This window comes from Streptomyces sp. NPDC058796 (assembly GCF_042745235.1).
GTDB lineage: Bacteria > Actinomycetota > Actinomycetes > Streptomycetales > Streptomycetaceae > Streptomyces.
Genome location: NZ_JBHYOP010000003.1, coordinates 52279 through 77585, shown reverse-complemented (window position 1 = coordinate 77585; position 25307 = coordinate 52279). Strand labels below are relative to the sequence as shown.

At 74.2% G+C, this 25307-nt stretch carries 23 protein-coding genes, 3 tRNA genes and 1 other RNA gene; 13 read left to right on the top strand and 14 right to left on the bottom strand.

The features are described from left to right. Nucleotides 1–62: 62 nt before the first annotated feature. Nucleotides 63–1340, top strand: a complete 1278-nt coding sequence (locus ACFW47_RS09010; RefSeq protein WP_386305297.1) for a tyrosine-type recombinase/integrase — start codon at nt 63–65, stop codon at nt 1338–1340. 65 nt (nt 1341–1405) lie between these two features. Here ACFW47_RS09010 and ACFW47_RS09005 read toward each other — a convergent pair. The 4 genes from ACFW47_RS09005 to ACFW47_RS08990 form a co-directional block, all read right to left on the bottom strand. Then, nucleotides 1406–1490, bottom strand: a tRNA-Ser gene (locus tag ACFW47_RS09005). 55 nt (nt 1491–1545) lie between these two features. Beyond that, on the bottom strand, nt 1546–1977 hold the full coding sequence (gene tadA, locus ACFW47_RS09000) for a tRNA adenosine(34) deaminase TadA (RefSeq protein ID WP_386287802.1): 432 nt from the start codon (nt 1975–1977) through the stop codon (nt 1546–1548). A gap of 77 nt (nt 1978–2054) precedes the next feature. Then, nucleotides 2055–2600, bottom strand: a complete 546-nt coding sequence (locus tag ACFW47_RS08995; protein ID WP_386305658.1) for a hypothetical protein — start codon at nt 2598–2600, stop codon at nt 2055–2057. A gap of 278 nt (nt 2601–2878) precedes the next feature. Next, nucleotides 2879–3109 (bottom strand): hypothetical protein, encoded by a 231-nt coding sequence (locus ACFW47_RS08990; RefSeq protein WP_386305295.1) that lies wholly within the window; start codon nt 3107–3109, stop codon nt 2879–2881. Nucleotides 3110–3215: 106 nt separating this feature from the next. Between ACFW47_RS08990 and upp the strand changes: the two genes are divergently transcribed. Next, nucleotides 3216–3851, top strand: coding sequence for a uracil phosphoribosyltransferase (gene upp / locus ACFW47_RS08985; protein WP_029393037.1), 636 nt, complete (start codon nt 3216–3218; stop codon nt 3849–3851). Between the two features lie 13 nt (nt 3852–3864). Here the strand turns inward: upp and ACFW47_RS08980 are convergent, their stop codons facing one another. The 6 genes from ACFW47_RS08980 to ACFW47_RS08955 form a co-directional block, all read right to left on the bottom strand. Beyond that, on the bottom strand, nt 3865–4485 hold the full coding sequence (locus ACFW47_RS08980; RefSeq protein ID WP_386287799.1) for a LytR C-terminal domain-containing protein: 621 nt from the start codon (nt 4483–4485) through the stop codon (nt 3865–3867). Between the two features lie 145 nt (nt 4486–4630). Continuing rightward, nucleotides 4631–4927 carry a type II toxin-antitoxin system VapB family antitoxin gene (locus ACFW47_RS08975; protein WP_003999914.1) on the bottom strand — a complete coding sequence of 99 codons (297 nt, stop codon included), beginning with the start codon at nt 4925–4927 and terminating at the stop codon, nt 4631–4633. Between the two features lie 361 nt (nt 4928–5288). Continuing rightward, nucleotides 5289–5621 carry a hypothetical protein gene (locus ACFW47_RS08970; protein WP_386287718.1) on the bottom strand — a complete coding sequence of 111 codons (333 nt, stop codon included), beginning with the start codon at nt 5619–5621 and terminating at the stop codon, nt 5289–5291. Between the two features lie 79 nt (nt 5622–5700). Beyond that, entirely contained in the window at nt 5701–6372 is a 672-nt protein-coding gene (locus ACFW47_RS08965; RefSeq protein ID WP_386287716.1) for an HdeD family acid-resistance protein, read from the bottom strand. Nucleotides 6373–6884: 512 nt separating this feature from the next. After that, a complete protein-coding gene (locus tag ACFW47_RS08960; protein ID WP_386287714.1) occupies nt 6885–7469 on the bottom strand; it encodes an HhH-GPD-type base excision DNA repair protein in 585 nt (194 codons plus the stop codon). 25 nt (nt 7470–7494) lie between these two features. Next, nucleotides 7495–8223: a siderophore-interacting protein gene (locus ACFW47_RS08955; RefSeq protein WP_386287712.1), complete on the bottom strand. Its 729-nt coding sequence runs from the start codon at nt 8221–8223 to the stop codon at nt 7495–7497. A gap of 82 nt (nt 8224–8305) precedes the next feature. On the opposite strand from ACFW47_RS08955, the gene ACFW47_RS08950 reads away from it, so the two are divergent. The 5 genes from ACFW47_RS08950 to ACFW47_RS08930 all read left to right on the top strand — a co-directional run bounded on the left by ACFW47_RS08950 (nt 8306) and on the right by ACFW47_RS08930 (nt 14262). Further along, the gene (locus ACFW47_RS08950; RefSeq protein WP_386305293.1) at nt 8306–10438 is read left to right on the top strand and encodes a penicillin acylase family protein; all 2133 of its coding nucleotides are present in this window, start codon (nt 8306–8308) and stop codon (nt 10436–10438) included. Continuing rightward, on the top strand, nt 10431–11063 hold the full coding sequence (locus ACFW47_RS08945; RefSeq protein ID WP_386287708.1) for a GNAT family N-acetyltransferase: 633 nt from the start codon (nt 10431–10433) through the stop codon (nt 11061–11063). Before ACFW47_RS08950 ends, ACFW47_RS08945 begins: the two co-directional genes overlap by 8 nt. Continuing rightward, a complete protein-coding gene (locus ACFW47_RS08940) occupies nt 11060–11551 on the top strand; it encodes a cupin domain-containing protein (RefSeq protein WP_386287707.1) in 492 nt (163 codons plus the stop codon). Before ACFW47_RS08945 ends, ACFW47_RS08940 begins: the two co-directional genes overlap by 4 nt. Then, nucleotides 11548–12312, top strand: coding sequence for an SDR family NAD(P)-dependent oxidoreductase (locus ACFW47_RS08935; protein WP_386305291.1), 765 nt, complete (start codon nt 11548–11550; stop codon nt 12310–12312). Before ACFW47_RS08940 ends, ACFW47_RS08935 begins: the two co-directional genes overlap by 4 nt. A gap of 162 nt (nt 12313–12474) precedes the next feature. Further along, complete coding sequence (locus tag ACFW47_RS08930) at nt 12475–14262, top strand: copper resistance protein CopC (RefSeq protein ID WP_386305289.1); 1788 nt, start codon at nt 12475–12477, stop codon at nt 14260–14262. Between the two features lie 246 nt (nt 14263–14508). Here the strand turns inward: ACFW47_RS08930 and ACFW47_RS08925 are convergent. Further along, nucleotides 14509–14596, bottom strand: a tRNA-Ser gene (locus tag ACFW47_RS08925). Between the two features lie 73 nt (nt 14597–14669). Here ACFW47_RS08925 and ffs point away from each other — a divergent pair. The 6 genes from ffs (at nt 14670) to ACFW47_RS08895 (ending at nt 23288) form a co-directional block, all read left to right on the top strand. After that, nucleotides 14670–14766, top strand: an RNA gene (ffs, locus tag ACFW47_RS08920) — signal recognition particle sRNA small type. A gap of 47 nt (nt 14767–14813) precedes the next feature. After that, nucleotides 14814–17093, top strand: coding sequence for a DNA polymerase III subunit gamma and tau (locus ACFW47_RS08915; protein WP_386305287.1), 2280 nt, complete (start codon nt 14814–14816; stop codon nt 17091–17093). A 120-nt stretch (nt 17094–17213) separates the two neighbouring features. After that, nucleotides 17214–18464, top strand: a complete 1251-nt coding sequence (purD, locus tag ACFW47_RS08910) for a phosphoribosylamine--glycine ligase (RefSeq protein WP_386287699.1) — start codon at nt 17214–17216, stop codon at nt 18462–18464. A 287-nt stretch (nt 18465–18751) separates the two neighbouring features. Further along, entirely contained in the window at nt 18752–20614 is a 1863-nt protein-coding gene (locus ACFW47_RS08905) for a hypothetical protein (protein WP_386305285.1), read from the top strand. A gap of 212 nt (nt 20615–20826) precedes the next feature. Beyond that, nucleotides 20827–22320: a N,N-dimethylformamidase beta subunit family domain-containing protein gene (locus ACFW47_RS08900; RefSeq protein ID WP_386287695.1), complete on the top strand. Its 1494-nt coding sequence runs from the start codon at nt 20827–20829 to the stop codon at nt 22318–22320. Nucleotides 22321–22388: 68 nt separating this feature from the next. Next, nucleotides 22389–23288, top strand: a complete 900-nt coding sequence (locus ACFW47_RS08895; protein ID WP_386287693.1) for a phosphoribosylaminoimidazolesuccinocarboxamide synthase — start codon at nt 22389–22391, stop codon at nt 23286–23288. Nucleotides 23289–23329: 41 nt separating this feature from the next. Here ACFW47_RS08895 and ACFW47_RS08890 read toward each other — a convergent pair. The 3 genes from ACFW47_RS08890 to ACFW47_RS08880 form a co-directional block, all read right to left on the bottom strand. Continuing rightward, a tRNA-Gly gene (locus ACFW47_RS08890) sits at nt 23330–23405 on the bottom strand. Nucleotides 23406–23442: 37 nt separating this feature from the next. Next, nucleotides 23443–24051, bottom strand: coding sequence for a response regulator transcription factor (locus tag ACFW47_RS08885; RefSeq protein WP_217248849.1), 609 nt, complete (start codon nt 24049–24051; stop codon nt 23443–23445). 2 nt (nt 24052–24053) lie between these two features. After that, nucleotides 24054–25304 carry a sensor histidine kinase gene (locus tag ACFW47_RS08880; protein WP_386287691.1) on the bottom strand — a complete coding sequence of 417 codons (1251 nt, stop codon included), beginning with the start codon at nt 25302–25304 and terminating at the stop codon, nt 24054–24056. Nucleotides 25305–25307 lie beyond the last annotated feature (3 nt).

The window sequence follows — 25307 nt, the reverse complement described above, 5'->3', positions numbered from 1 at the left end:
GGGACACCACCTCACCGGGTGGTGTCCCGGTCGCTTTCACCCCAACTCGAAGGAGTCCGCCCGTGGCGGAAGACAAGAAGCGCACCCGACAGCCCAACGGCCGCTCCTCCATCTACCAGGGCAAAGACGGCAAGTGGCACGGACGCGTCACCGTCGGAATCCGTGACGACGGCCGACCCGACCGCCGCCATGTCGAACGCAAGACCCGGGCCGAGGTGACGGCGGCGGTCCGTGAGCTGGAGAAGCGGCGCGACGGTGGAGCGGTACGCAAGGCGGGCCGCGCCTGGACGGTCGAGGCGTGGCTGACCCACTGGGTCGAGACCATCGCCCCGCTCGCCGTCAACGAGAACACTATGGTCGGGTACGGCGTCGCCGTGCGGAAGCATCTCATCCCAGCGCTCGGGGCCCACCGTCTCGACAAGCTCGGGCCGGAGCACATCGAGCGCTTCTATGGGCGGATGCAGGCGGACGGCCGGCGGGCGGGCACGATTCACCAGATTCACCGCACCTTCCGCACTTCGCTCAATGAGGCGGTCCGGCGTGGCCACCTCACCCGCAATCCGGTGCAGCTTGCCAAGGCCCCCCGGGTCAGTGAGGAGGAGATCGAGCCGTTCACCGTCGAGGAGGTCAAGCGGCTCCTGCGGGCCGCCGATGACCGGCGCAACTCCGCTCGCTGGGCCGTCGCTCTCGCCCTCGGCCTGCGACAGGGCGAGGCGTTGGGGCTCAAGTGGGCCGACGTGGACATGGAACGCGGTGTCTTGATGGTCCGTCGTAGTCGACGCCGCCCGCGATACGCCCACGGATGCGGCGACACGTGCGGCCGAAAGGCGGGGTACTGCCCGCAGCGCCAACGGACCAACCCGGAGACGGCCGACACGAAGTCCCGCGCAGGTCGGCGGTCGGTCGGCCTGCCCGCTCAGCTCGTTGACCTGCTCCGGGTCCACCGAGCGAAGCAGGACGCCGAACGTACGGCGGCGGGGGAGAAGTGGGCGGATGAGGGATGGCTGTTCGCCACCCCGGACGGGCGCGGCACTCCGCCCCGCACCGACTACGACGACTGGAAGGAGTTGCTGGCCGCCGCCAAGGTGAGGGACGGCCGTCTGCACGACGCCCGACACACCGCCGCCACGGTGCTGCTGATCCTCGGAGTCTCGGAGCGTGCCGTCATGGGCCTCATGGGATGGTCCACAACGGCTATGGCCGCGCGGTACCAGCACATGGTCGACACCGTTCGAGTGGACGTGGCCCGACAGGTTGACGGGCTCATCTGGAAGCCGGACGCCAAGGGTTCCGGCGAGGATGACGACGGGGCCGCCGGGGCGCTCGTACCGGCCAACTGAGACGGAAACTGAGACGGAGATGCACGAAGGGTCCGGCTCGATGAGCCGGACCCTTCGTCTACCTGCGGTAGCGGAGGGATTTGAACCCTCGGTGACTTGCGCCACACTCGCTTTCGAGGCGAGCTCCTTCGGCCGCTCGGACACGCTACCGAGACAGACCTTACAGCACAGTGCCGCATGGTTCGAAATCGGTATTCGGGGCCGGTCAGCGGTCGCGGAAGAACTCGGTCAGCAGCCGCGCGCAGTCGTCCGCGAGGACGCCCTCGATCACCTCGGGCCGGTGGTTGAGCCGCCGGTCGCGCACGACGTCCCACAGGGAGCCGGCCGCGCCCGCCTTGTCGTCGCGGGCGCCGTAGACGACGCGGTCCACACGGGACTGCACCAGCGCGCCCGCGCACATCGTGCACGGCTCCAGGGTGACGACGAGGGTGCACCCGGCCAGCCGCCACTCCCCGAGCGCCTCGGCCGCCCGGCGGATGGCGAGCACCTCGGCGTGGGCCGTGGGATCGCCGCCGGCCTCGCGCTCGTTGTGCCCGGCGGCCAGCACCGTCCGCCCGTCCGGTGCCAGCACGACGGCACCGACGGGCACGTCACCGCCGAGCGCGGCCCGCCCGGCCTCGGCCAGGGCGAGCCGCATGGCCGCCCGCCACGGGTCGCGCACTGGGTCGGGCGGCGCGGAACGTTCCGCCGGTTGCTCTCCCACGTCACGTCCGGTCAGCGCACGGTCTCCAGCACCTCGGAGGCGCCCAGCGCCTCGGCGATCTCGCCGACCGCGTCCCCGGCCATCGAGCGCAGCTCCTTCTCGCTCACGCCCAGGTCGTCCAGGACCTCGGCGTCACCGACCGGCCCGTGCGGCACGGCCTCCCCGGCACCGGCGGCCGCGTCACCGCCGTCGGCACCGTCCTCGTCGTCCTCGGACTCACCGTCCTCCGTGCCGTCGAGGTCGAGGGCGTCGAGGTCGGCGCCGTCGTCACCGGGCTCGCGGCCCAGCAGTTCGTCGGTGAGCAGGATCTCGCCGTAGCTGCTGCGGGCCGCGGCGGCGGCGTCCGACACGTAGATACGGGGGTCCTCCTCGCCGTCCACCCGGACGACTCCGAACCACGCGTCCTCCTGCTCGATCAGCACGAGCACCGTGTCCTCGTCGGGAGAGGCTTCCCGGGCCAGGTCGGCCAGATCCGACAGGGTCTCCACATCGTCGAGCTCAGTGTCGCTCGCTACCCATCCCTCTTCGGTGCGCGCGAGCAGTGCGGCGAAGTACACCGTGACTCTCCCACTGGTCATAGGCGTGCCGGTTGGGGGTCCCCCCGGCGGAGGCTGCGGGCGGGGGAGCGGTGCTCCGAGCCCCACCCACTCGGAATCGTGGCAGAAACAAGGCCGTCAGGGGACGGCTTCGGCGCCCTGTGTCCGGCAGTTTTGACCGGGGACCCCGACTCGTCGCCACCACGTGCGGATCGTACGCGGATTTCTCCCGTCACCCGCGTACTCCCGTCCGCCCGACACCGGCGCGGCGCGCGATCTTCCCCCACCGGGCGGCGGAACTACCAGCGGAAGGTGCGCATGCGCATCGCGTGGCGCAGCCGTGCGGTCTTGGCGCGGCGCGGCTGCACGCGGTCACGCAGTTCCCGGGCCTCCGCCAGGTCCCGCAGGAACTGGGCCCGCCGCCGCCGTCGGGCCGCCTCCCGGTCCGGCTCCGTGCTCCGCTCAGCCCCGCTCCCGGCCCCCGGCTGCTCGCCGAGGGACGGAGTGTCGTAGAAGTCCCGGTCAGGCACAGTCTCACCACCCAGCGTCCGTCCCTCCCACCTTCCCCCGACCGGGCGGTTTGACTCCAGCGAGCGAGTGAAGCGTCCGCTCGGGGGCCCGGTTACTGTGGTGGGCATGCGTCTCCACGTCGTCGACCACCCCCTGGTCGCCCACAAGCTCACCACGCTGCGCGACCAGCGCACCGACTCCGCGACCTTCCGCCGCCTCGCCGACGAGCTGGTCACCCTGCTCGCCTACGAGGCCACGCGCGACGTGCGCACCGAACAGGTCGACATCCACACGCCGGTCGCGCAGACCACCGGCGTCAAGCTCTCCCACCCGCGCCCGCTGGTGGTGCCGATCCTGCGGGCCGGTCTCGGCATGCTGGACGGCATGGTCCGGCTGCTGCCGACCGCCGAGGTGGGCTTCCTGGGCATGGTGCGCAACGAGGAGACGCTCCAGGCCTCCACGTACGCCACCCGCATGCCGGACGACCTCTCCGGACGCCAGGTGTACGTCCTGGACCCGATGCTGGCCACGGGCGGCACCCTGGTCGCCTCGATCCAGGAGCTGATCAAGCGCGGCGCCGACGACGTGACGGCCGTGGTGCTGCTCGCCGCGCCCGAGGGCGTCGAGCTGATGGAGCGCGAGCTGGCCGGCACCCCGGTGACGGTCGTGACGGCCTCGGTCGACGAGCGTCTGAACGAACTGGGTTACATCGTCCCGGGCCTCGGCGACGCGGGCGACCGCATGTACGGCGCGGCCGAATAAGCCGTACGGCTGCTCAGCAGCCCTTCTTCTCCGCGGCGGCCGTCGGCTGCGGCGCGGCCAGTGCGGTCAGCGCCGCGTCGGCGGCCGCGGGCTTCGCCAGCCCCTGGAAGGCGTCGCCGATCATCAGGTCGACCTCGGCGCCCTCGCGTGCCGCGTCGGTGCGGCGTTCGGCGCCGGGCAGCTGGGTGCCGAGCACGGCCAGCGAACTCTTCAGGGAGGCGGCGGGCCCGAGCAGGACCCCCGCGCCCTTGATCTTCTTGTCGTACTCCTTGGGCGCGTTGCTCACCTCACCGATCCGGAAACCGCGCTTCTTCAGCTCGTCGGCGGTCTTCTGGGCGAGGCCGCTGCGGGTCGTGGCGTTGAGCACGTTGACGGTCACCTGGGCGGGCTTCGGCAGCTTCGCCGCCACGGGCGCGGCGCTCGCCTTCGGGCCGGTGGTCGGGCAGTCCGCGGCGGCACCGACCGCGCTCGCCTTGTCCCCGCCGGTGAAGACGTCGACCAGCTGGAGCGTGCCCCAGCCGAGCACCCCGAGAACGGTGGCGCAGGCGACGACGACGACCGCGAACCTGCCGCGTCGCCGGGCCGGTCGCATCCGCGGGTACCGGTCCCCCGTGATCTTGTACTGGCCGCCCATGCCAGGGGGAGTGAGCATGCTCATGGGCGCAGCGTAGTGCGCTCCGGCGGCGATGCCTATTAGATGATCAGTCGACGTTCCGGAACCCGGTGCGACGCAACCCGAACGGGCCAAACCCGAACGCCGCGGGATCGGTCGGCCGAGCTCAGTCCAGCTCGAGCACCCGCGCGTGCAGCACCTGCCGCTGCTGCAGGGCCGCGCGCACCGCGCGGTGCAGCCCGTCCTCCAGGTACAGATCGCCCTGCCACTTCACGACGTGCGCGAAGAGGTCGCCGTAGAAGGTGGAGTCCTCGGCGAGGAGGGTCTCCAGGTCGAGCTGGCCCTTGGTCGTCACGAGCTGATCGAGGCGGACCGGGCGCGGCGCGACGTCCGCCCACTGCCGGGTGCTCTCCCGGCCGTGGTCGGGGTACGGCCGGCCGTTTCCGATGCGCTTGAAGATCACACGGAAAGCCTACCGGCCGGAACGTCGCGGGCGCAGCCATGGCGGCGGAGTACGGCGCTGGAAATGACGCCGTAAACGGGGGCAAAGAGGTCCGGGCGCACCGGGGCGGAGGCGGTCGGACCGCCACCGCCCCGCTCGGCCGCCTCGGTCAGTCCCGCCTCCCCTCACGCGCGGACGGCCGGGGTTCGCTCGGGACCTGCGGCTTGCCGGTGCCGGGATTCGGAGTACGTCGGGCACCTTCGGCGCGCAGGAGGGCGCGCAGGACTGCGTAGGGGTCGTTGGGCATGGCTGTTTCCCTCGTTCCTCTTCCTGATCCTGTCGTGGGACGGACGGACCGGGCGGACGCCCGGCACCGGCCCCGTCAGCAGCGCAGGACCACGGAACGAGGGGTGGACGGCAGCCCGGCCGGCACCGTGGGCGCGAAGGACGACTGCCGAGGACCGGCCGCCGGAGCCGGTGCCACGCGCGGGGGCAGGACCCCGCGCCGGACGCTTCGGGCCGGTGCCCGCGTGGCGGTGTCGAGATGGTCGTACTCGCCGGCGCCCCCGCCGCTCGCGCCCGCCACCGTCACGGGCGGCGCCGCCTGGCCCGTGACGTGGGCGCAGGGCACGGCGAGGGCGAGCAGCAGGACGAGGACCCGCAGCCACGCGACACGACGCCCGGTGCGGAGGGTGGCGTACGGTGCGCAGCTCACGTCGGTCCGTGTCCCCGCCGGGCGCACCGCGCCCACCGCGCCGGTGCGAGAACCGCCCGCTCGGCGTAGCGCGCGCCGTTCACAGCGTGCGCGGGACCTGGCGGGCGCGACGGCGCAGGCCCGCGGCCGTGACGATCTCCACCACCCCGACGACGACCAGCCACCAGCCGCCGACCAGCATGAGCACGGTGGCCGACTCGACCGGCGAGTCGATCAGGACGATCCCGGCGACGACGGTGACGACGCCGAGGAGGACGTGCCAGCCGCGCGCCGGCATCGCGGGGTCGTGCACGGCGGCCACGATCTGTGTGACACCGCGGAACAGCCAGCCGATGCCGATCCACAGCGCGAGCAGCAGCACCGACTGCAGGTGCCCGCGGAAACAGAACAGGCCGAGCAGGATCGACACGGCACCGCTGATGAAGGCGAGGACCCGCAGCGAGGTCGTCCGGTGCGTGCCGAAGGCGGCGGCCAGTTGGAGGACGCCGCTGACGACGAGGTAGAGGCCGAAGAGCACTCCGGCGGCGAGCAGCGACGCGCCCGGCCAGACCAGGACCAGCACGCCGAGGACCAGGGAGGCGGCCCCGGTGAGCAGCACGGTCTGCCACGCGGTGCGGGACAGCAGGTGCAGTGGTCCCTCGAGGGCCGGCTCGGGTTCGTGCTCGCGCTCGCCCCGGCCGGCGGTCCGGGTGTGCACCCCGCGGTCGTCGTACGGCTGACTACCGGGAGCGCCGCTCGGTGGCTCGGTCATGCTCCATGCTGGGAACGGCGCGGTGGGCCGCGCCACTTGGGGTGGGCTGTCAGGCTGACGGTGCCCGGGGCGCGGGTGTTCCGGGGGAGTCCGGCGTGGGGGTGGGCGCGGGGATGCGTCTCGCGGCCCGGCGCGACGGGGTGCCTCCCCCACTCCCGGCGCTGCCTGAGCGAGAGGCGCCCCCGCGGCACGACTGCCCGCAGCTGGGGCAGCTGAGCGGACGGGTCCGCAGCCCGGCGGCGTAGCGCCCCGCCGCCCGCAGCCGCGCGCGATGGCGCGGTCCCCCGCCCACCCGCGCACCGCGCACGGGCGGAAAGCCGTGTACGGCGGGAAGGGGGACGTGTCGGGGGGTGTCCGCAGCGGTTGGCGCGTCCGCGCCGTTCAGCCCCGTAGCCGACCGATTCCGCGCCGTTCCGAGGACGGACACCCCCGGCGCGGCCCCGACCCACAACACCACGCCCCGCGCTACCCGCACCCCCACCGAACCCGCACAGGCGCCGCAGGCACCCCGCTCAACCGCCGGAGGCCTTCGCCGCAGCCTTGGCCTCCTGCTTGTACGCCCGCACCTTCGTCAGCGACTCGGGCCCGGTGATGTCGGCCACCGACCGGAAGGAATCCGGCTCGCCGTAAGCCCCGGCCGCCTCCCGCCAGCCCTCCGGCCGGACGCCGAGCTGCTTGCCCAGCAGGGCCAGGAAGATCTGGGCCTTCTGCTTGCCGAAGCCCGGCAGGTCCTGGAGCCGCTTCAGCAGCTCCTTGCCACTGCCGACACCCCGCCACACCGCCTCGGCATCACCGTCGTACGTCTCGACGAGGTACCGGCACAGCTGCTGAACCCGGCCCGCCATCGAGCCGGGATAACGGTGCACCGCCGGCTTCTCGGAGAGCAGTGCCGCGAAGGCCTCCGGGTCGTACGCCGCGATGTCGTGCGCGTCCAGGTCCTCCGCGCCCATCCGCCGCGCGATGGTCGACGGCCCCTTGAACGCCCACTCCATGGGCACTTGCTGGTCGAGCAGCATGCCCACCAGCGCGGCGAGCGGACTGCGGCCGAGCAGCTCGTCGGCCTCGGGGTCCTGGGCGAGGTGCAGTGTGACGTCCATACCCCCGATGATCGCAAGCAACGGCTCAGGTCGCGCGCCAGTACCCCAGCGCGTTCACCCGCTGCTTGGCCACCCCCAGCTCCTTGCGGACGTACGCCCCCAGCGCCCGCGTCGTCGCCGTGTCGCAGGCGATCCACACGTACGGCTCGGGAGCCGCCCGCAGCAGCTCCGGCAGCTCCTCCTTCACCCGCCCCACCAGATGCGCGCCCGCGTCCCGGCGCGGCACCGTGCGGACCTCGTGCCGCTCGGGGACGGTACGGAAGGGCAGGCCGTCCTCCGCGCCGCCGCCCTCGAACCAGATGGTCGCGGGCACCGCCCCCATCGCGTCGAGCAGCGAGTTCAGCGCGGGCAGCGACGCCGGGTCCGCGACCGCGAAGACCCGGGAGGGGAGGGGCTGCGGCACCTCGAACCCCGTGCCCTGGACCGTCGCCTCGATCGTGTCCCCCGCCTTCGCCGCCCGCGCCCAGTCGCTCGCGCACCCCTCGTGCAGGGCGAACTCCATGCTGAACGTGCCGGCCTCCGGGTCCGGGTCGACCAGCGTGTACGCCCGCTGGTGCGGCTTGCCCGCGTTCTCGAACCACAGCCGCACCCACATCGTCGGGTGCACCCCGGTCGCCGCCAGCATGCCGCCGTCGGTCAGCCGCAGCCGCCGGAAGTCCGGCGTCACGTCCTCAGCGTCCGTCACGGTGAACTCGAAGTCCTTGCCCCGCATCAGCTTGAGGACCGCGCCCTCCCAACCCCGCCCCTGCCCCATCGTTTCTTCACCCTTCACGTACTATTCGGCCACGACCAAACACTTAGGTGAGCCTAACCTAAAGGAAAGTAGGGGCACAGGGGTGAGCGCCGAGACATACCGCGACGCCTGGGGAATCCCCCACCTCCGCGCGCAGGACGCGGACGAACTCGCCCACGCCCAGGGCCGGGTCACCGCCCGGGACCGCGCCTGGCAGCTGGAGGTCGAGCGGCACCGCGCCCAGGGCACCTCCGCGTCCTTCCTCGGCCCCGAGGCCCTGTCCTGGGACCGCCTGGCCCGCCGCGCCCGCCTCGCCGACACCGCCCGCCGCTGCCTCGCCGCGCTGGAGGACAAGGACCCGGAGACGGCCGCCTGGGCAAGGGCGTACGCGGACGGCGTGAACGAGGGGCTCGCCGCCTGCGACGCCCCCGAGTTCGCCCGGGTGGACCTCACCCCGGGCCACTGGGAACCCTGGACCCCGCTCGCCGTCTGGCTCGCCACGCACATCCTCTTCGCCGGCTTCCCCGCCAAGCTCTGGCGCGAGCACATCACCGCCCGCCTCGGCCCGGACGCCGTGGCCCTCTTCGCCACCGACGGCCCCGGCACCGCCGGCAGCAACGGCTGGCTGGTATCCGGCGACCGCACCGTCACCGGACACGCGCTCATCGCCGGCGACCCGCACCGCTTCATCGAGGACCCCGGCGTCTACCAGCAGATCCACCTGTCGTGCCCGGAGTTCGACGTCGTCGGCCTCGCCGTGCCCGGCGTCCCCGGCATCGCCCACTTCGGCCACACCGGCACGGTCGCCTGGGCCATCACCAACGCCATGGCCGACTACCAGGACCTCTACCGGGAACGGCTGCGCCGCACCGGCGCCGGCGTCGAGGCGCTGGGCCCCGACGGCACCTGGCACCGCGCCGCCCGGCACACGGAGACCATCCACGTCGCGGGCGAGGACCCCGTGGAGGTCGAGATCATCGAGACCGACCGCGGCCCGGTGATCGCCGGCGGACCCGAGGGCCTCGACGACGGCACCCCGGCCGCCCTCAGCCTGCGCCACCCGCCCCGTGTCACCGCCGACCTCGGTTTCAGCGCCCTGCTGCCGCTGCTGCGGGCCCGCCGGGTCGCCGACGTGGACCGCGCCCTGGACGCGTGGGCGGAGCCGGTCAACGTCGTGCAGGCGGCGGACACCGAGGGCGGGCTGCTGCACCGGGTGGCGGGCCGCGTACCCGTGCGCCCCGCCGCGAACGGCCTGCGCCCGGTACCCGCCTGGGAGCCCGGCCACGAGTGGACCGGCTGGCACACCCCGCCCCGCGCCGGCCTGACCGACGGCGTCGCCGTGATGGCCAACCAGCGCGGCCCGGCCACCCCGCTCGGCGTCGAGTTCGCCCCGCCGCACCGCGCCGACCGCATCGCCGCCCTGCTCGCGGGCAGGGAACGCTGGTCCGCGGCCGACATGTCCGCGATCCACACGGACACCCACCTCGCCTCGGCCGGCCCCCTCCTGGACCGCCTCGCCGCACTCGACGGCCCGCCCCGCGAGGCCACCGCCGCGCCCCCGGAGGCCGCTGCCCCGCCCCCCAAGGCCGCTGTCCTGTCCCCCGAGGCCGCCGTCCTGCGCGACCGCCTCCTCGCCTGGGACCGGCACATGGACGCGGACAGCGCCGACGCGGCGGCGTACGCGGCCGTCCGCGCGGCCGTCGTGCGGCGCCTCGTCGCGCACCCGGCGCTCGCACCGGCGGCCGTCCCGCCCGCGTACCCCGAGGTGCTCCAACCCTGGCTCGCCCTCGTCCCACGCGTCGCCTACGCCCTCGAACACCTCCTGCGCGCGGACGACCTCTACGGCATCGACCGCGCCGAGACCGTCCGCGCCGCGCTGGAGGAGGTGGCCGCCCGGCCCCCCGCCGGAACCTGGGGCGACACCCACCGCCTCGCCCCCTGGCGGGCTCTGCCGGACACCTCGGGCCGCCCGGAACCGGGCCTGTCCGGCGACCACGACTGCGTGCTCTGCACCTCCGCCGTCCCCGGACTCACCGACCGTGCCGCGCGCGGCCCCGCCGCCCGCTACATCTGGGACCTGGCCGACCGGGAGCACAGCCGCTGGGTGGTGCCCCTCGGCGCCTCGGGCGTCCCCGGCTCACCCCACCACCGCGACCAGCAGCCCCTGTGGCTCGGCGGCGAACTCGCCCCGGTGGTCACCGACTTCGACCGGCTCACGAAGGAAACCGATGACTGACCCGCGCCAGGCCGCTCCCACGCCGCCGTACGCCTCCCGCACCCCCGTCCACGAGCAGGAGCTCGGCGGCTTCGGCACCGTCCGCGTCCTCCCCCTCGACCCCGCCGAGGACGCCGATGTGATCCACCGCTGGGTGAGCGAGGAGCGCGCGGCCTTCTGGGGCATGACCGGCCTCACGCGCGATCAGGTCGCGGGCGTCTACGCCCACATGGACACGCTCGAGACCCACCACGCCTTCCTGGTCGTGAAGGACGGCGCGCCGGTCGCGCTGCTCCAGACCTACGACCCCGAGGCCGACCGGGTGAGCGAGTGCTACGAGGCCGAACCCGGTGACATCGGCGTCCACCTGCTGCTCGCGCCCGCGGGGCCGGAGGGCGCGCGCCCCGGCTGGACGGCCGCGCTGGCGTCGGCCCTGATGGCGTACGTCCTCATCGGCCTGGACCGCGAACGCATCGTGGTCGACCCGGACGTCGGCAACGAGAAGGCGATCGCCCGCTTCCTCAAGCAGGGCTTCACCGCCGGTCCGGCCGTCGTGCTGCCCGAGGTCGACCTGCCGGAGGTGTACCTGCCGGAGAAGAAGGCGCAACTCGCCTTCCTCCGCCGGGAGGTAGCCTTCCCGGCGTGACGCGCACGCCGACCGCCGAGGACCTGATCGCGCACTACGGGCTGGAACCCATCCCCCGAGAGGGCGGCCTGTTCCGCCGTACCTGGGCCGGTCCCGGGTGCCCCGACGGACGCCCCGCCGGTTCCGCCATCGTGGCGCTGCTGACCGCCCGCCCGGACGACTTCTCCGCACTGCACCGCCTGCCCTCCGACGAGGTCTGGCACTTCTACCTCGGCGACCCGCTGGAGCTGCTGCTCCTCGACCCGGACGGCGGCACGCGCACCGCCGTGCTGGGGCCGGACGTCCTGGGCGGGCAGCACGTGCAGTTCACCGTCCCTGCCGGGACCTGGATGGGCGGCCGGGTGAGGACGGGCGGCGCGTGGTCGCTCTTCGGCTGCACGATGGCGCCCGGCTTCACCTACGGGGACTACGAGCACGGCGACGCGGCCCGACTCACGGCGCGCTACCCGGACCAGGCGGCGCGGATCGTGGAACTGTGCCGCCCATGACTCTCCTCGACGGACAGGTCGCCCTGGTCACCGGCGCGGGCGGCGGCATCGGCCGGGGCATCGCGCTGCGGTTCGCCGAGGAGGGCGCGGCGGTCGCGGTGCACTGCCGTACGGCGGTGGCGGCGGCCCGGGACGTGGCCGCACGGATCCGGGACCACGGCGGCCGGGCGACCGTGCTGCGCGCCGACCTCACCGACGAGGACGCCTGCCGCGCCCTGGTCGAGGACGCCGCCGACTGGGGCGGCGGACGGCTGACCGCGCTGGTCAACAACGCCGGCGTGCAGCCGCTGCGGGAGCTGCCCGGCATGACGGCCGCCGAATGGCGGGAGGTCGTGGACACCAATCTCACCGGCGTCTTCGCGTGCACGCAGGCCGCCGCCGGGATCATGCGGGACCAGGACGGCGGCGGCACCGTCACCCACATCGCGTCCATCGAGGCGGGCGCGCCGGCCCCCGCCCACGCGCACTACAGCGCCTCCAAGGCGGCGGTCGTGATGCACGCCCGTTCGGCGGCCCTGGAGTACGGGCCGTGGGGGGTGCGGGTCAACTCCGTCTCGCCCGGCCTCATCGACCGGGACGGCCTCGACCGGGCCTGGCCGGAGGGCGTACGGCGGTGGCGGCGGGCGGCGCCCGCGGGGCGGCTGGGCCGGCCGGAGGACGTGGGCGACGCCTGCGTCTTCCTGGCCTCGCGGCTGGCGTCCTGGATCACCGGCCACGACCTCGTGGTGGACGGCGGGGTGACGGCACGCTCGTCGTGGTGAGGAACCGGCCGGACATCCGCTGAGCGGCGCGGCCCCCGCAACCGTACGTATCCCCGAGGCAGTGGGTCCCGACGACGGAGATGCGACGTGAGGCGTGATGGCGGTGCGCGTGCCGTGAACCGGCGAGTGCGGGGGCCATGGGAGCGGCGGTGGCCGGTGCTCATGGGCGCCGTGTTCGCCCTGCTCGTGCTCGGCGTCGGCGCCGCCGGACCGGCGTCCGCCCACGCCGCCCTCCGTTCCACCGACCCGGGGGACGGCAGCGTGCTCCGGTCGGCCCCGCGCCACGTCACCCTGACCTTCACCGAGTCCGTCGGCCTGCGCGACGACTCCTTCCGCGTCCTGGACCCCGGGGGCCACCGGGTGCGCACGGGGGAGGCCGGACGTGCCGAGGGCCGTTCCGACACGGCCCGCGTCACGCTGTCGGGCGAGCTCGGCGAGGGCACGTACACCGTGGCCTGGCGGGTGGTGTCGGCCGACAGCCACCCCGTCTCCGGCGCCTTCACCTTCTCCGTCGGCAAGCCCTCCGCGGCGACGGCGGCGGTGGACCCGGGCCCCACCGAGCACCCCGCGACCGCGGCCCTCCACCACATCGCCCGCTACCTCGCCCACCTCGCCGCCGCCCTGCTCATCGGCGCGGCCGCCTTCGTCGCCCTGTGCCGCCCACCGGACCCCGCCCCGCTGCGCCGTCCGCTGGTGGCGTCCTGGTGGACCCTGCTGGCGTCCACCGCCGCCCTGCTGCTGCTCAGGGCCCCGTACGAGGCGGGGACGGGACCGTCGGCGGTCCTGGACGTCTCCGCCCTCGGCGACACGGCGTCGACCCGGCCGGGCGCGCTGCTGCTGGCCAGGCTGGCGCTGCTGGTACCGGTGGCGCTCCTCCTGGTCCGCGCCGCCCGGCGCCGCGTACGCACCCCCGTCTCCGCCGCGGCGGGCGTCGCGCTCGCCGTCGGTCTCGCCCTGACCTGGGCCGCGGCCGAGCACGCCTCCGCCGGCATCCAGGTGCCGGTCGCGATGACGTCGTCCGTGCTGCACCTGCTCGCCACCGCCGTCTGGCTCGGCGGCCTCGTCGCCCTCCTCGTCACCCTGCGCGGCACCACGGACGCCGCCGTCGTCGCCCGCTTCTCCCGAGTCGCGTTCGCTTCCGTGACCGTCCTGGCGGTCACCGGCGTCTACCAGTCCTGGCGCGGCCTCGGTTCCTGGCAGGCGCTCACCGGGACGGCGTTCGGCAGGCTGCTGCTGGCCAAGCTGGCGGCGGTCGCCGTGCTGCTGGCCGCGGCGGCGGTCTCGCGACGGTGGACGGCGGCACTGGCTGACTCCGGCACAGTCCTACGAGAACGGGAGCGGGAGCGGGCCCCCGAAAGGGTGCCGGAACGGGTGGGCGGGCCGCCCGGGGGAGGGGAGGCCGGGGGCGGGGGGCCCGCCCCGGAGCCGCCCGGGCCGGCGCCGGCGGCCGGGACCGCCGTGGACGCCCACCGCCGGGGACTGCGGAGGTCGGTCGTCGCCGAGGCCACCGTCGCGGCCGTCGTGCTCGCAGTCACGACCGTGCTCACCAGCACCGTCCCGGGCCGCGCGGCGGCCGAGGCGGCGCGGACCGCACCGGCGGGCGGAGTGCTGCCCGCGTCCGTCACCACGATCCCCTTCGAGATCGGTGACATCGGCCGCGGCACCGTCCAGATCACCCTGGACCCCGGCCGCACCGGCGACAACGCCGTCCAGGCCGTCGTCTTCGGCCCCGACGGCAGCCTGGCCGCCGTACCCGAACTGCGCCTCTCCTTCACCCTGCCCGACCAGGAGGTGGGACCGATCGACGCGGAACTCGTGGACCGGGGCGGCTACTGGAGCGCCAACTCCCTCACCCTCCCGCTCCCCGGCACCTGGACGATGAGGACGACGGTCCGGGTGTCGGAGATCGACCAGGTGAGCGAGTCGAGGCGGATCCGCGTCGAGAGGTAGCGCGCCACACTCCGTTTCCCACGAGGTCCGGGATGAACGACGGCCGGAAAGGACCATTTCCCTTCACGAGGACGACGACGACCGGGCGGACCGCGTCCCCCCGCCCGAAGCCAAGGACAGCAGGACGAGCAGCGTGTCCGCCGTCACCGTGCCCGTGGTGGCCCGCGCGGCGGCGCTGATGCACCAGGCATGTCGAAGGGCCCCCTGTTTCCAGGGGGCCCTTCGACATCGTGCCCGGTGAGGCACTGGCGGAGGATACGAGATTCGAACTCGTGAGGGGTTGCCCCCAACACGCTTTCCAAGCGTGCGCCCTAGGCCTCTAGGCGAATCCTCCGCAGAGAACATTACATGACGTCGGAGAGTGCTCGCGAACTCGTTCCCGGGGCCCCGGATCGGGTAACGTGTGGTCCAGCCCCTCACGCGGCGCTATCTGACTGAACTCCCCCAGGGCCGGAAGGCAGCAAGGGTAGGTTGGCTCTGGCGGGTGCGTGGGGGGCGCCTGCGTTCCCGGGGCGGTCCGGTTGTCAGCGGGCGCCTATAACCTCGTATGCGTGTCGTCTCTCGCGCTCTACCGCCGTTACCGCCCGGAGTCCTTCGCCGAGGTCATCGGTCAGGGGCATGTCACCGACCCGCTGCAGCAGGCGCTGCGGAACAACCGGGTCAATCACGCGTACCTGTTCAGCGGGCCGCGCGGCTGCGGCAAGACGACGAGCGCCCGCATCCTGGCGCGCTGTCTGAACTGCGAGCAGGGCCCCACCCCCACCCCGTGCGGCGAGTGCCAGTCCTGCCGTGACCTGGCCAGGAACGGCCCGGGTTCCATCGACGTCATCGAGATCGACGCCGCCTCCCACGGAGGCGTGGACGATGCCCGTGACCTGCGAGAGAAGGCGTTCTTCGGGCCCGCCTCCAGCCGGTACAAGATCTACATCATCGACGAGGCCCACATGGTCTCGCCGCAGGGCTTCAACGCGCTGCTGAAGGTCGTCGAGGAGCCCCCGGAGCACCTCAAGTTCATCTTCGCGACCACCGAGCCCGAGAAGGTCATCGGCACCATCCGGTCGCGGACCCACCACTACCCCTTCCGTCTCGTGCCGCCCGGCACCCTGCGCGACTACCTCGGCGAGGTCTGCGGCAAGGAGGAGATCCCGGTCGAGGAGGGCGTGCTGCCCCTGGTGGTGCGGGCCGGCGCGGGGTCGGTCCGTGACTCCATGTCCGTCATGGACCAGCTGCTCGCGGGCGCCGGTGCCGACGGAGTGACGTACGACATGACGACCGCCCTGCTCGGCTACACGGACGGCTCGCTTCTCGACTCCGTCGTCGAGGCGTTCGTCACAGGGGACGGCTCGGCCGCCTTCGAGGTCGTCGACCGGGTGATCGAGAGCGGCAACGACCCGCGGCGCTTCGTCACCGACCTGCTGGAGCGCCTGCGTGACCTGGTGATCCTCGCCGCCGTGCCCGACGCCGCGGAGAAGGGGCTCATCGACGCCCCCGCCGACGTCGTGGAGCGGATGCAGGCCCAGGCGGGTTCCTTCGGCGCCGCCGAGCTGAGCCGCGCCGCCGACATCGTCAACGAGGGGCTCACCGAGATGCGGGGCGCCCACTCGCCGCGCCTCCAGCTGGAGCTGATCTGCGCGCGCGTGCTGCTGCCCGCCGCGTACGGCGACGAGCGTTCGGTGATGGCGCGGCTGGACCGCATCGAGCGTGGCGTGCAGTTCTCGGCAGGTGCGGGCGCGCCCGCCATGGGATACGCGCCCGGGCCCGAGGCGCACGCCGGCGTCACGGCTCCCTCCGCTTCCGCCTCCACTCCCGTCGCTCCGGTTCCGCCGGGCGGTGGGCCCGCCGCCGCGCGGGCGGCGGTGCGTGGGCCCGCGGGCGGGGCCGGCGGCCCGGCGGCGGCCGGCCAGGGCGGCCCCGCCCCGGAGCCGCCTGCCGGTGCCGGTGGCGGTGCCGGTCACTCCCTCGGGGACGGCGGCGGCTCGCCTCAGGCCACTCCCGCTCCCGCCCCTGCCTCCCCTCCGGCGCCGGCTCCCGCGCCCGACGCCGCTCCGCCCGCCTCGTCGCCCGCGCCGGGTGCGTGGCCCACCGCGACGCCCGCGGGTGGCGGACGGCGGCCCGGAGGGTGGCCCACCGCGGCACCCGCGGGCGGCGGCCAGCCCCGTACCCCGGCCGCCCCCGCGCCGGCCGCCGCCGCGCCCGCCGCCCCGCCGCCGGGGTCCGGCGTGGACCCCCGCCAGATCTGGCCCAACATCCTGGAGGCGGTGAAGAACCGCCGCCGGTTCACCTGGATCCTGCTCAGCCAGAACGCCCAGGTGACCGGCTTCGACGGCACCACCCTCCAGGTCGGCTTCGTCAACGCCGGTGCCCGCGACAACTTCCTGAGCAGCGGCAGCGAGGACGTGCTGCGGCAGGCCCTGACCGAGCAGTTCAACGTGCAGTGGAAGATCGAGGCGGTCGTCGATCCGTCGGGCGGCTCGGCACCCGCGGCCCCCGGTGGGTACGGCGGTCCCGGCGGCACCGGCGGCTTCGGGAACACCGCCGGTGGAGGCGGTGGCGGCTTCGGCGGCGGTGCGCCCGCGCCGCGCCCGTCGGAGCCCTCGCCCGCCGCCCGGCCTCCGGCCCCGGCACCGTCCGCCCCGGCCCCCGCGTCCGCCCCGCCCGCCGCACCCGCCCCCGCGCCCAGACCCCCGGCGCCCGAGCCGCGACCGGTCTCCCCCGAGGACGACATCCCCGAGGACGACGACCCCGACCTGGACGAGTCGGCCCTCTCCGGCAAGGAGCTGCTGGTACGGGAACTGGGAGCGACCGTGGTCGAGGAGATCGCGAACGAGTAGCACGTGGACGGGTGACGAGCACGGCCGAGCCCGAGCTGGAGGAAGGTACAAGCCTCCACTCCCCGTCCCTTCGGAAGCCCGCACAAAGCACACCGGCCCGTTCCCATTAGGCTGACCCCCGTGAAGGTCCTTGTCATCGGCGGCGGCGCCCGCGAACACGCCCTGTGCCGTTCCCTGTCCCTCGACCCCGACGTCACCGCGCTGCACTGCGCACCCGGCAACGCCGGTATCGCCGAGGTCGCCGAACTGCACCAGGTCGACGCCCTCGACGGTGCGGCCGTCACCGCGCTCGCCACCCGGCTCGGTGCCGAGCTGGTCGTCGTCGGGCCCGAGGCGCCCCTCGTCGCCGGGGTCGCCGACGCCGTGCGTGAGGCGGGCGTCCCGGTCTTCGGCCCCTCCGGGGAGGCCGCTCGGCTGGAGGGCTCCAAGGCCTTCGCCAAGGACGTCATGGCCGCCGCCGGCGTGCCCACGGCCCGCTCGTACGTCTGCACGAACGCGGACGAGGTCGACGCGGCCCTGGACGCCTTCGGCGCCCCCTACGTCGTCAAGGACGACGGGCTCGCCGCAGGCAAGGGCGTCGTCGTCACCGACGACGTCGAGGCGGCCCGCGCGCACGCGGCGGCCTGCGACCGCGTCGTCATCGAGGAGTACCTGGACGGTCCCGAGGTCTCCCTCTTCGCCATCACCGACGGCGAGAACGTCCGCCCGCTCCAGCCCGCCCAGGACTTCAAGCGCGCCCTCGACGGCGACGAGGGCCCCAACACCGGCGGCATGGGCGCGTACTCGCCGCTGCCGTGGGCCGACCCGAAGCTGGTCGACGAGGTCGTGGAGAGCGTCCTCCAGCCGACCGTCGACGAGATGCGCCGCCGCGGCACCCCGTTCTCCGGGCTGCTGTACGCCGGTCTGGCGATCACCTCGCGCGGCGTCCGCGTGATCGAGTTCAACGCCCGCTTCGGCGACCCCGAGACCCAGGTCGTGCTGGCCCGGCTGCGCACCCCGCTCGCCGGACTGCTGATGGCCGCCGCCACCGGCAACCTCGCCGACCTCGAGCCGCTGCGCTGGAGCGACGACGCGGCCGTCACCGTGGTCGTCGCCTCCCACAACTACCCCGGCACCCCGCGCACCGGCGACCCGATCACCGGACTCGACGAGGTCGCCGCCCAGGACGCCCCGCACGCCTACGTCCTGCACGCCGGCACCCGGCGCGAGGGCGACGCGGTCGTCAGCGCCGGCGGCCGCGTGCTGTCCGTCACCGCCACCGGGACCGACCTCACCGAGGCCCGCGACCGCGCGTACCGGGCCGTCGCCCGCATCGGCCTCGACGGCTCCCAGCACCGCACGGACATCGCGGCGAAGGCGGCGGGCGCGTAACCCGAACCCGAACCCGACAGGCCCCGGCTCCGTCTCAGGAGCCGGGGCCTGATCCTTGCCGTCCGTCACCCACCTTTCCCCAAAGCCATTCCATCGAGTGACCGATGGGCTATACGGCTGACGGGTGCACGACCCCCAACTAGGGTGCCGCGCAAGCGTCCGGCACTTGGCCCACCGGCATTGCGATGTCAGTGGCGGGTGCCACAGTGGGGTGAGTGAGCAAGAGCGGGAGAGCAGCAGGACAGCCCTGGACGGACAGGACAGCGAGGAGGGGGTGAGGTCCGGTCGTGACCGCTATCGGTAGTGAAGTGGAGCTGGGCGCGCAGGCCGCGCGTTCCCGGGCGCTGGCCGTGCTGCGCATCCGGAGCAGGGGGATCGCCGTCGCCCTGCTGCCCGCTGCCGCCGCCGTGATCCTGCTGGCGGGCGGCTCGACCGGGCACCTGGTGGGCGGGGGCTGGGACATCGTCCGCTGGGCCGTGTCCGTGCTCGCCCTCCTCGTTCTGGCTGCCGCCGCCGCGGTCGCCCTGGTCGTCACCCGCTCCCGGCCCGCCGTCACGCCGACGGTCGCGGTCGCCGAGGAGTCGGCCCCCGACCTCTACCGGATGGTCCGCGACCTGGCCGACCGGCTCGACGTCCCCGCTCCCTCCGCGATAGCGCTCACTCCGGACTGCGACAGCTGGCTGGAGGACCGCACCCACCCGGCCCACGGCCCGCCGTCCGCCCAGGAGCGCGACGACGCGTCCGTACCGGGCGGACCCGCCCGCCGCCGGAGTGCCGCCGCGCCCGTCCTCGTCATCGGTTCGCCCTTCCTGTGGTGGATGCGGGTGGGGGAGCTGCGCGCCGTCCTCGCCCCGGTCGTCGCCGGTACGGGGCCCTCGGCCCACCCCGACATAGCCGCGGCCCGCCGTTTCATACGGGGCCTGGACGCGGCGGTGGCGGCGGCGTCGGACGTCGGGCGGGGGCCGCTGTCCCGCGCGGTCGGCGCGGGCCTCGGCTGGGTGTCCCGGCTCCTGCTGCGCAGCTGCCGGGTGCACGCGGCCGAGATGGAGCGCGGGGTCGCCGCGGCCGCCGCGGAGCGTGCACAGGCTGTGGACTACGGTCTGCGGATCGTCGCCCAGGAGCAGGTCGGGCTTGCCTACGCGGGCTGGGACCGGCTGCTGACCCGGGTGGCGCTGCCCGCCTGGCGGATGGGCCGCTGGCCCTCCCGGCTGGACGTGGGCGTCGTCGCCGCGCTCACGGAGCTGTCCCGCCGCGACCGGCTGGCCGAGGGCTTCACCTCCCGTCTGGGCGAGCGCCCCGCGTGCGACCTGCTGGAGGAGCCCGGGGCGATGGACGAGGCGGTCTCGCTCCTGGCCGCGCGTCTCTTCCACGGGGGCCCGGCCGGGACCGGCCCGGACTGGGCGCCGGTCGGCTGGGAGGAGTATCCCGAGGAGGTCGTCGACCGGACCTGGCGCACGGACGCGGCCCGCCTCCACCGCGTCCTGGACGCGCTGGGTGTCCGCCGCGCCGCCGAGGGGGCCGCACCGGGCACGGACGGTCCGACCCTGTCCCGTGTCCTGGACCACCTCACGACCGCGCCCCCGGACGGCCCCGCACCCGCGGACGGCCCGGCGGCCGAGTCCTGCACCGACACCGGCATCGCTCTCGTCCCCGACGGCATCGCCCTCGTCCCCGACGACATCGCTCTCGTCCCCGACGACGATGACGACCTCGCCGGTACCACCACCCGCGGTGCCGCCCTCGCCGCCGGGCTCAGTGCCGAGCTGGCCCGCGAGGAAGTACAGGCACAGCCCTCGGGAGCCCCGGCCCCGTCCGCTGTCTCAGGGGCGGACGCCGGGCCGGTTGCCCCGGACACCGCCCTCTGGGACGACCGCGCGCTCCCCCTGCTCCCCCTGCAGCCCCCGCGCACCGGTCGCGAGATACTCACCGCCCACATCACGGCGATGGTGTGCTGCGCGGCCATGGACACCGTCGGCGCGGCCCCCGGCCTCGACTGGCTCGACGGACCGTCCCTCCTGGTCGACGGCGCCCGAGCCGCCGATCTGGCCTCCCACGTCCGCAGCCTCGTGGAGACCGGTGACCCGGACCCGCTGCGCGCCTGGCTGGCCGAGCTCGGCGTGCGCCCCGAGAAGCCGGTGCGCCTCGTCTGACCCAGCCGCAGCCCCAGCGCCAGACTCAGGTCCGCCCCCTCTCGATGTCATCCCGCCCGCTCAAAGCGGACCCCTGGATTCCACTTTCGGCCGCTTCGCGACGAACAGTGACCGCACGCGCGCGAAATGTGATGTGCTGGGACCGATCGCGCACATGGCAAAGGCGTTCGTCATACGCACGACCACGGGGGCACGAGGGAGGGGACTGTCCCATGGGGCCCGAGCAGATCCGCCGCTGGGAGTCCGGCGCACTCGCGCACGCAGTCACGGACCCCTTCGGACAGGGGCCCGTGCCCTGGCTGCGCGGCGGCGAGACGTACTTCGGCGACACCGGCCAGGTCGTCGCCTGGTACGCGGACCCGGACGCCGCACCGGACACGGACGGCACCAGGGCCCGCGAGCGGCGCACCGTCGGCGTCGGCCCGCGCGCCGCCGACGACGTCCGCCGCCAGATCAAGGGCTTCACCGCCACCGGAGCCGCCGCCCCCGGCGAGGCCATCGACTTCCACATCACGGTCGACCCGCCGCAGGAGTTCAGCGTCGACGTCTACCGCATCGGCCACTACGGCGGTGACGGCGCCGCCAAGATCACCACCAGTCCCCGCCTGTCCGGCATCGTCCAGCCCCCGCCGCTGACCGCCGACCGCACGGTCTCCTGCCACCACTGGTGGCTGTCCTGGCGGCTGCAGATCCCGTCGTACTGGAACATCGGCGCGTACGTCGCCGTCCTGACCACCGCCGACGGCCACCGTTCCCACGTGCCCTTCACGGTCCGCGACAGCCACCCCGCCGACCTGCTGCTCCTCCTGCCGGACATCACCTGGCAGGCGTACAACCTCTATCCGGAGGACGGCCGCACCGGCGCCAGCCTGTATCACGCCTGGGACGAGGAGGGCCGCCTGCTGGGCGAGGCGGACGCCGCGACGACCGTCTCGTTCGACCGCCCGTACGCGGGCGCCGGGCTCCCCCTGCACGTCGGCCACGCCTACGACTTCATCCGCTTCGCCGAGCGCTACGGCTACGACCTCGCCTACGCCGACGCCCGCGACCTGCACTCCGGCCGCATCGACCCCACCCGCTACCGGGGCCTGGTCTTCCCCGGGCACGACGAGTACTGGTCCGTCCCGATGCGCCGCACCACGGAACTCGCCCGCGAGCACGGCACCTCCCTGGTCTTCCTCTCCGCCAACACCATGTACTGGCAGGTGGAGCTCGGCCCGTCCCCGTCCGGCACCCCCGACCGCCTGCTGACCTGCCGCAAGCGCAAGGGACCGGGCAAGCCGGTGCTGTGGCGGGAGATCGACCGGCCCGAGCAGCAGCTCCTCGGCATCCAGTACGCCGGCCGCGTCCCCGAACCGCATCCGATGATCGTCCGCAACGCCGGCCACTGGCTGTGGGAGGCGACCGGAGCCCACGAGGGCGACGAGATCGAGGACATGGTCGCCGGTGAGGCCGACCGCTACTTCCCGCGCGCCCCGCTCCCCGAGCACGACGAGCGGGTCCTGCTGGCGCACAGCCCCTACACCGACGCGGACGGCGCCCGCCGCCACCAGGAGACGTCGCTGTACCGGGCGCCGTCGGGCGCCTGGGTCTTCGCGTCCGGGACGTTCGCCTGGTCCCCGGCCCTGGACCGTCCGGGCCACGTCGACCCGCGCGTCCAGCGGGCCACCGCCAACCTCCTGGACCGCATCTGCAAACGGGACTGACCCGCCGTCCCCGCTCCCCGGGATGTACGGGACAATCGACCCATTGGACAGAACCACGGGGAGGAACCGTGTCCGGATTCGTCGAAAAGCCCGAGCCGCTCCAGGTTCCGGGTCTGGTGCATCTGCACACCGGCAAGGTGCGCGAGCTGTACCAGAACGAGGCGGGCGACCTCGTGATGGTCGCCAGCGACCGCATCTCCGCCTACGACTGGGTGCTGCCGACCGAGATCCCCGACAAGGGCCGGGTCCTCACGCAGCTCTCCCTGTGGTGGTTCGAGCAGCTCGCCGACCTGGTCCCGAACCACGTGCTGAGCACCGAGCTGCCCCCCGGCGCCCCCGCCGACTGGGAGGGCCGCGCCCTGGTCTGCAAGTCCCTGCGGATGGTCCCCGTGGAGTGCGTGGCCCGCGGCTACCTCACCGGCTCGGGGCTGGCCGAGTACAACGAGACCCGTACGGTCTGCGGCCTCGCCCTGCCCGAGGGCCTCGTCGACGGCTCGGAGCTGCCCGCCCCGATCTTCACCCCGGCCACCAAGGCCGAGGTCGGCGAGCACGACGAGAACGTCTCCTACGAGCAGGTCGCCCATCAGGTCGGCGCGGACACCGCGGCCCGCCTGCGCCAGGCCACCCTCGCCGTCTACTCCCGCGCCCGGGACGTCGCCCGCGAACGCGGCATCGTGCTGGCCGACACCAAGTTCGAGTTCGGCCTCGACGGCGACGACCTGATCCTCGCCGACGAGGTGCTCACCCCGGACTCCTCCCGCTTCTGGCCGGCCGACCAGTGGCAGCCGGGCCGCGCGCAGCCGTCGTACGACAAGCAGTTCGTCCGGGACTGGCTGACCTCGGCGGAGTCCGGCTGGGACCGGAAGAGCGAGCAGCCCCCGCCGCCGCTGCCCCGGCAGGTAGTGGACGCGACCCGCGCCAAGTACGTGGAGGCCTACGAGCGCCTGACCGGCCTGAGCTGGTCGTAGGCACTAAGAAGCCCCCGGCCGGGACCGGGGGCTTCCTCATGTGGAGCGAACGACGAGGTTCGAACTCGCGACCTCAACCTTGGCAAGGTTGCGCTCTACCAACTGAGCTACGTTCGCACTCCGCGCCGTGGGTTTCCCCGTGGCGCGACAGCCACTATACCCAACCCCGCTCCCTCGCGAGCCGCACCGCCGCGTGCCGGTTCTCCGCGCCGAGCTTGCTGGCGGCCGAGGACAGGTAGTTCCGCACGGTTCCCTCGGCGAGCGCGGCCCGCTCGGCGATCTCCGCGACGGGCGCCCCGTCGGCGGCGTGCTCCAGCACCTCGGCCTCCCGCGCGGTCAGCGGCGAGTCCCCGGCGGAGATCGCGTCGGCCGCCAACTCGGGGTCGACGTAACGGTTTCCGGCGTGCACGGTGCGGATCAGCTCGGCGAGCCGCTGGGCGCTGACCGTCTTGGGCACGAATCCGCGCACCCCCGCCGCGAGCGCCCGCTTCAGATGGCCGGGCCGCCCGTGACTGGTCACGATCAGCACCCGGCAGGCGGGCAGCTCGGCCCGCAGCGATGTGGCGACCTTCACACCGTCGGCGCCGGGCATCTGGAGATCCAGCACGGCGACGTCCGGTTCGTGGGCCCGCGCCATCGCCAGTGCCTCCGGCCCGGTGGCCGCCTCGGCGACCACGGTGAGGTCCTCCTCCAGGGAGAGCAGGGCGGCCAGCGCCCCGCGGATGAGGTGCTCGTCGTCGGCGAGCAGCACCCGTACGGGCATCGTCACGACGCGGCCTCCAGCACGCCCGCCCCGGCGGGCGCGGGCAGCGGGACCTCGGCCCTCAGCCGGAACACGCCCCTGCCCGCGCTTCCGGCCTCCAGCGTGCCGTCCACGGCGGCCAGCCGCTCCCGCAGCCCCGCGAGCCCGGAGCCGCCCGGCCGCGCGGCACCGCCGTCCTCCGTCGCCTCCGCCACGCCGTCGTTCTCCACCGTCAGCACCGCACGTCCCTCCGAAACTCGTACCGCCACGGCACACTTCTGCGCGTTCCCGTGCCGCAGCACGTTGGTCGTCGCCTCCCGCACCACCCAGCCGAGCGCCGACTGCACCTCGGCGGGCAGCCCGTCCGTCTCGCCGGTGACCTCCGCGTCGATGCCGGCCGCCGAGAGCACGCCCCGGGCACCGGCCAGCTCGACCTCCAGGGCGGCCTCCCGGTAGCCGCGCACGACGTCCCGGACCTCCCGCTGCGACTCCTGGGCGATGCGCTGCACCTCGATCATCTGCTCCACCGCCTCGGGCCGGCCGCGCCGGGACAGCTGGACGGCCAGCTCGCTCTTGAGGGCGATCACCGCCAGGTTCCGTCCCATCACGTCGTGCAGGTCCCGGCCGAAGCGCAGCCGCTCCTCGGCGACGGCGAGCCGGGTGCGGGTCTCCCGCGCCTCGTCGAGCTGGTAGACCGCGTTGAGCAGCCACACGGAGAACACGCAGGTGAAGGAGATGAAACCGCCGCCCACGAGCACCACGCCCGCCGTGAACAGCGCGGCGGGGCCCGGAACGCCCAGCACGAGCGACAGGGCTCCGGCCCCGGCCGCGACACCGAGGACGAGCGCGGCCGTGTGCCGGTGGCTGCGCACCCCGAGGGCGAGGACACCGGACCCGATGGTCACGACGCACCCGAAGACGCCACCCGCCGCCGCGGCGGCGGCGTCGTTGTCCGGGCCGCGCTTGGCGAAGGTGAGCGCGGCGGCGGCGATCACCATGGTGAGGACGGCGAGGACCCACAGCAGTCGCACGGGCTTTGCCCGCAGGCCGAGCTCCCAGTCCAAGGTCCGGGACGCGACCACCATGAGGACGACGGCGTGCGCGGTGACCGCCAGGAAGAGCACGACCGCGAGCCGCGCGTCGACCTGACCGAACGCGGACAGCCCCGCGGCGACGATCTCCGCGACCCCGAAGAAGTGGAACGACCACCGCGTGTACGTCTCCACCTTCGCCGGCGTGCTCTTCCGCCCCCACCAGCGCGTCGGCCTGCGCATGCC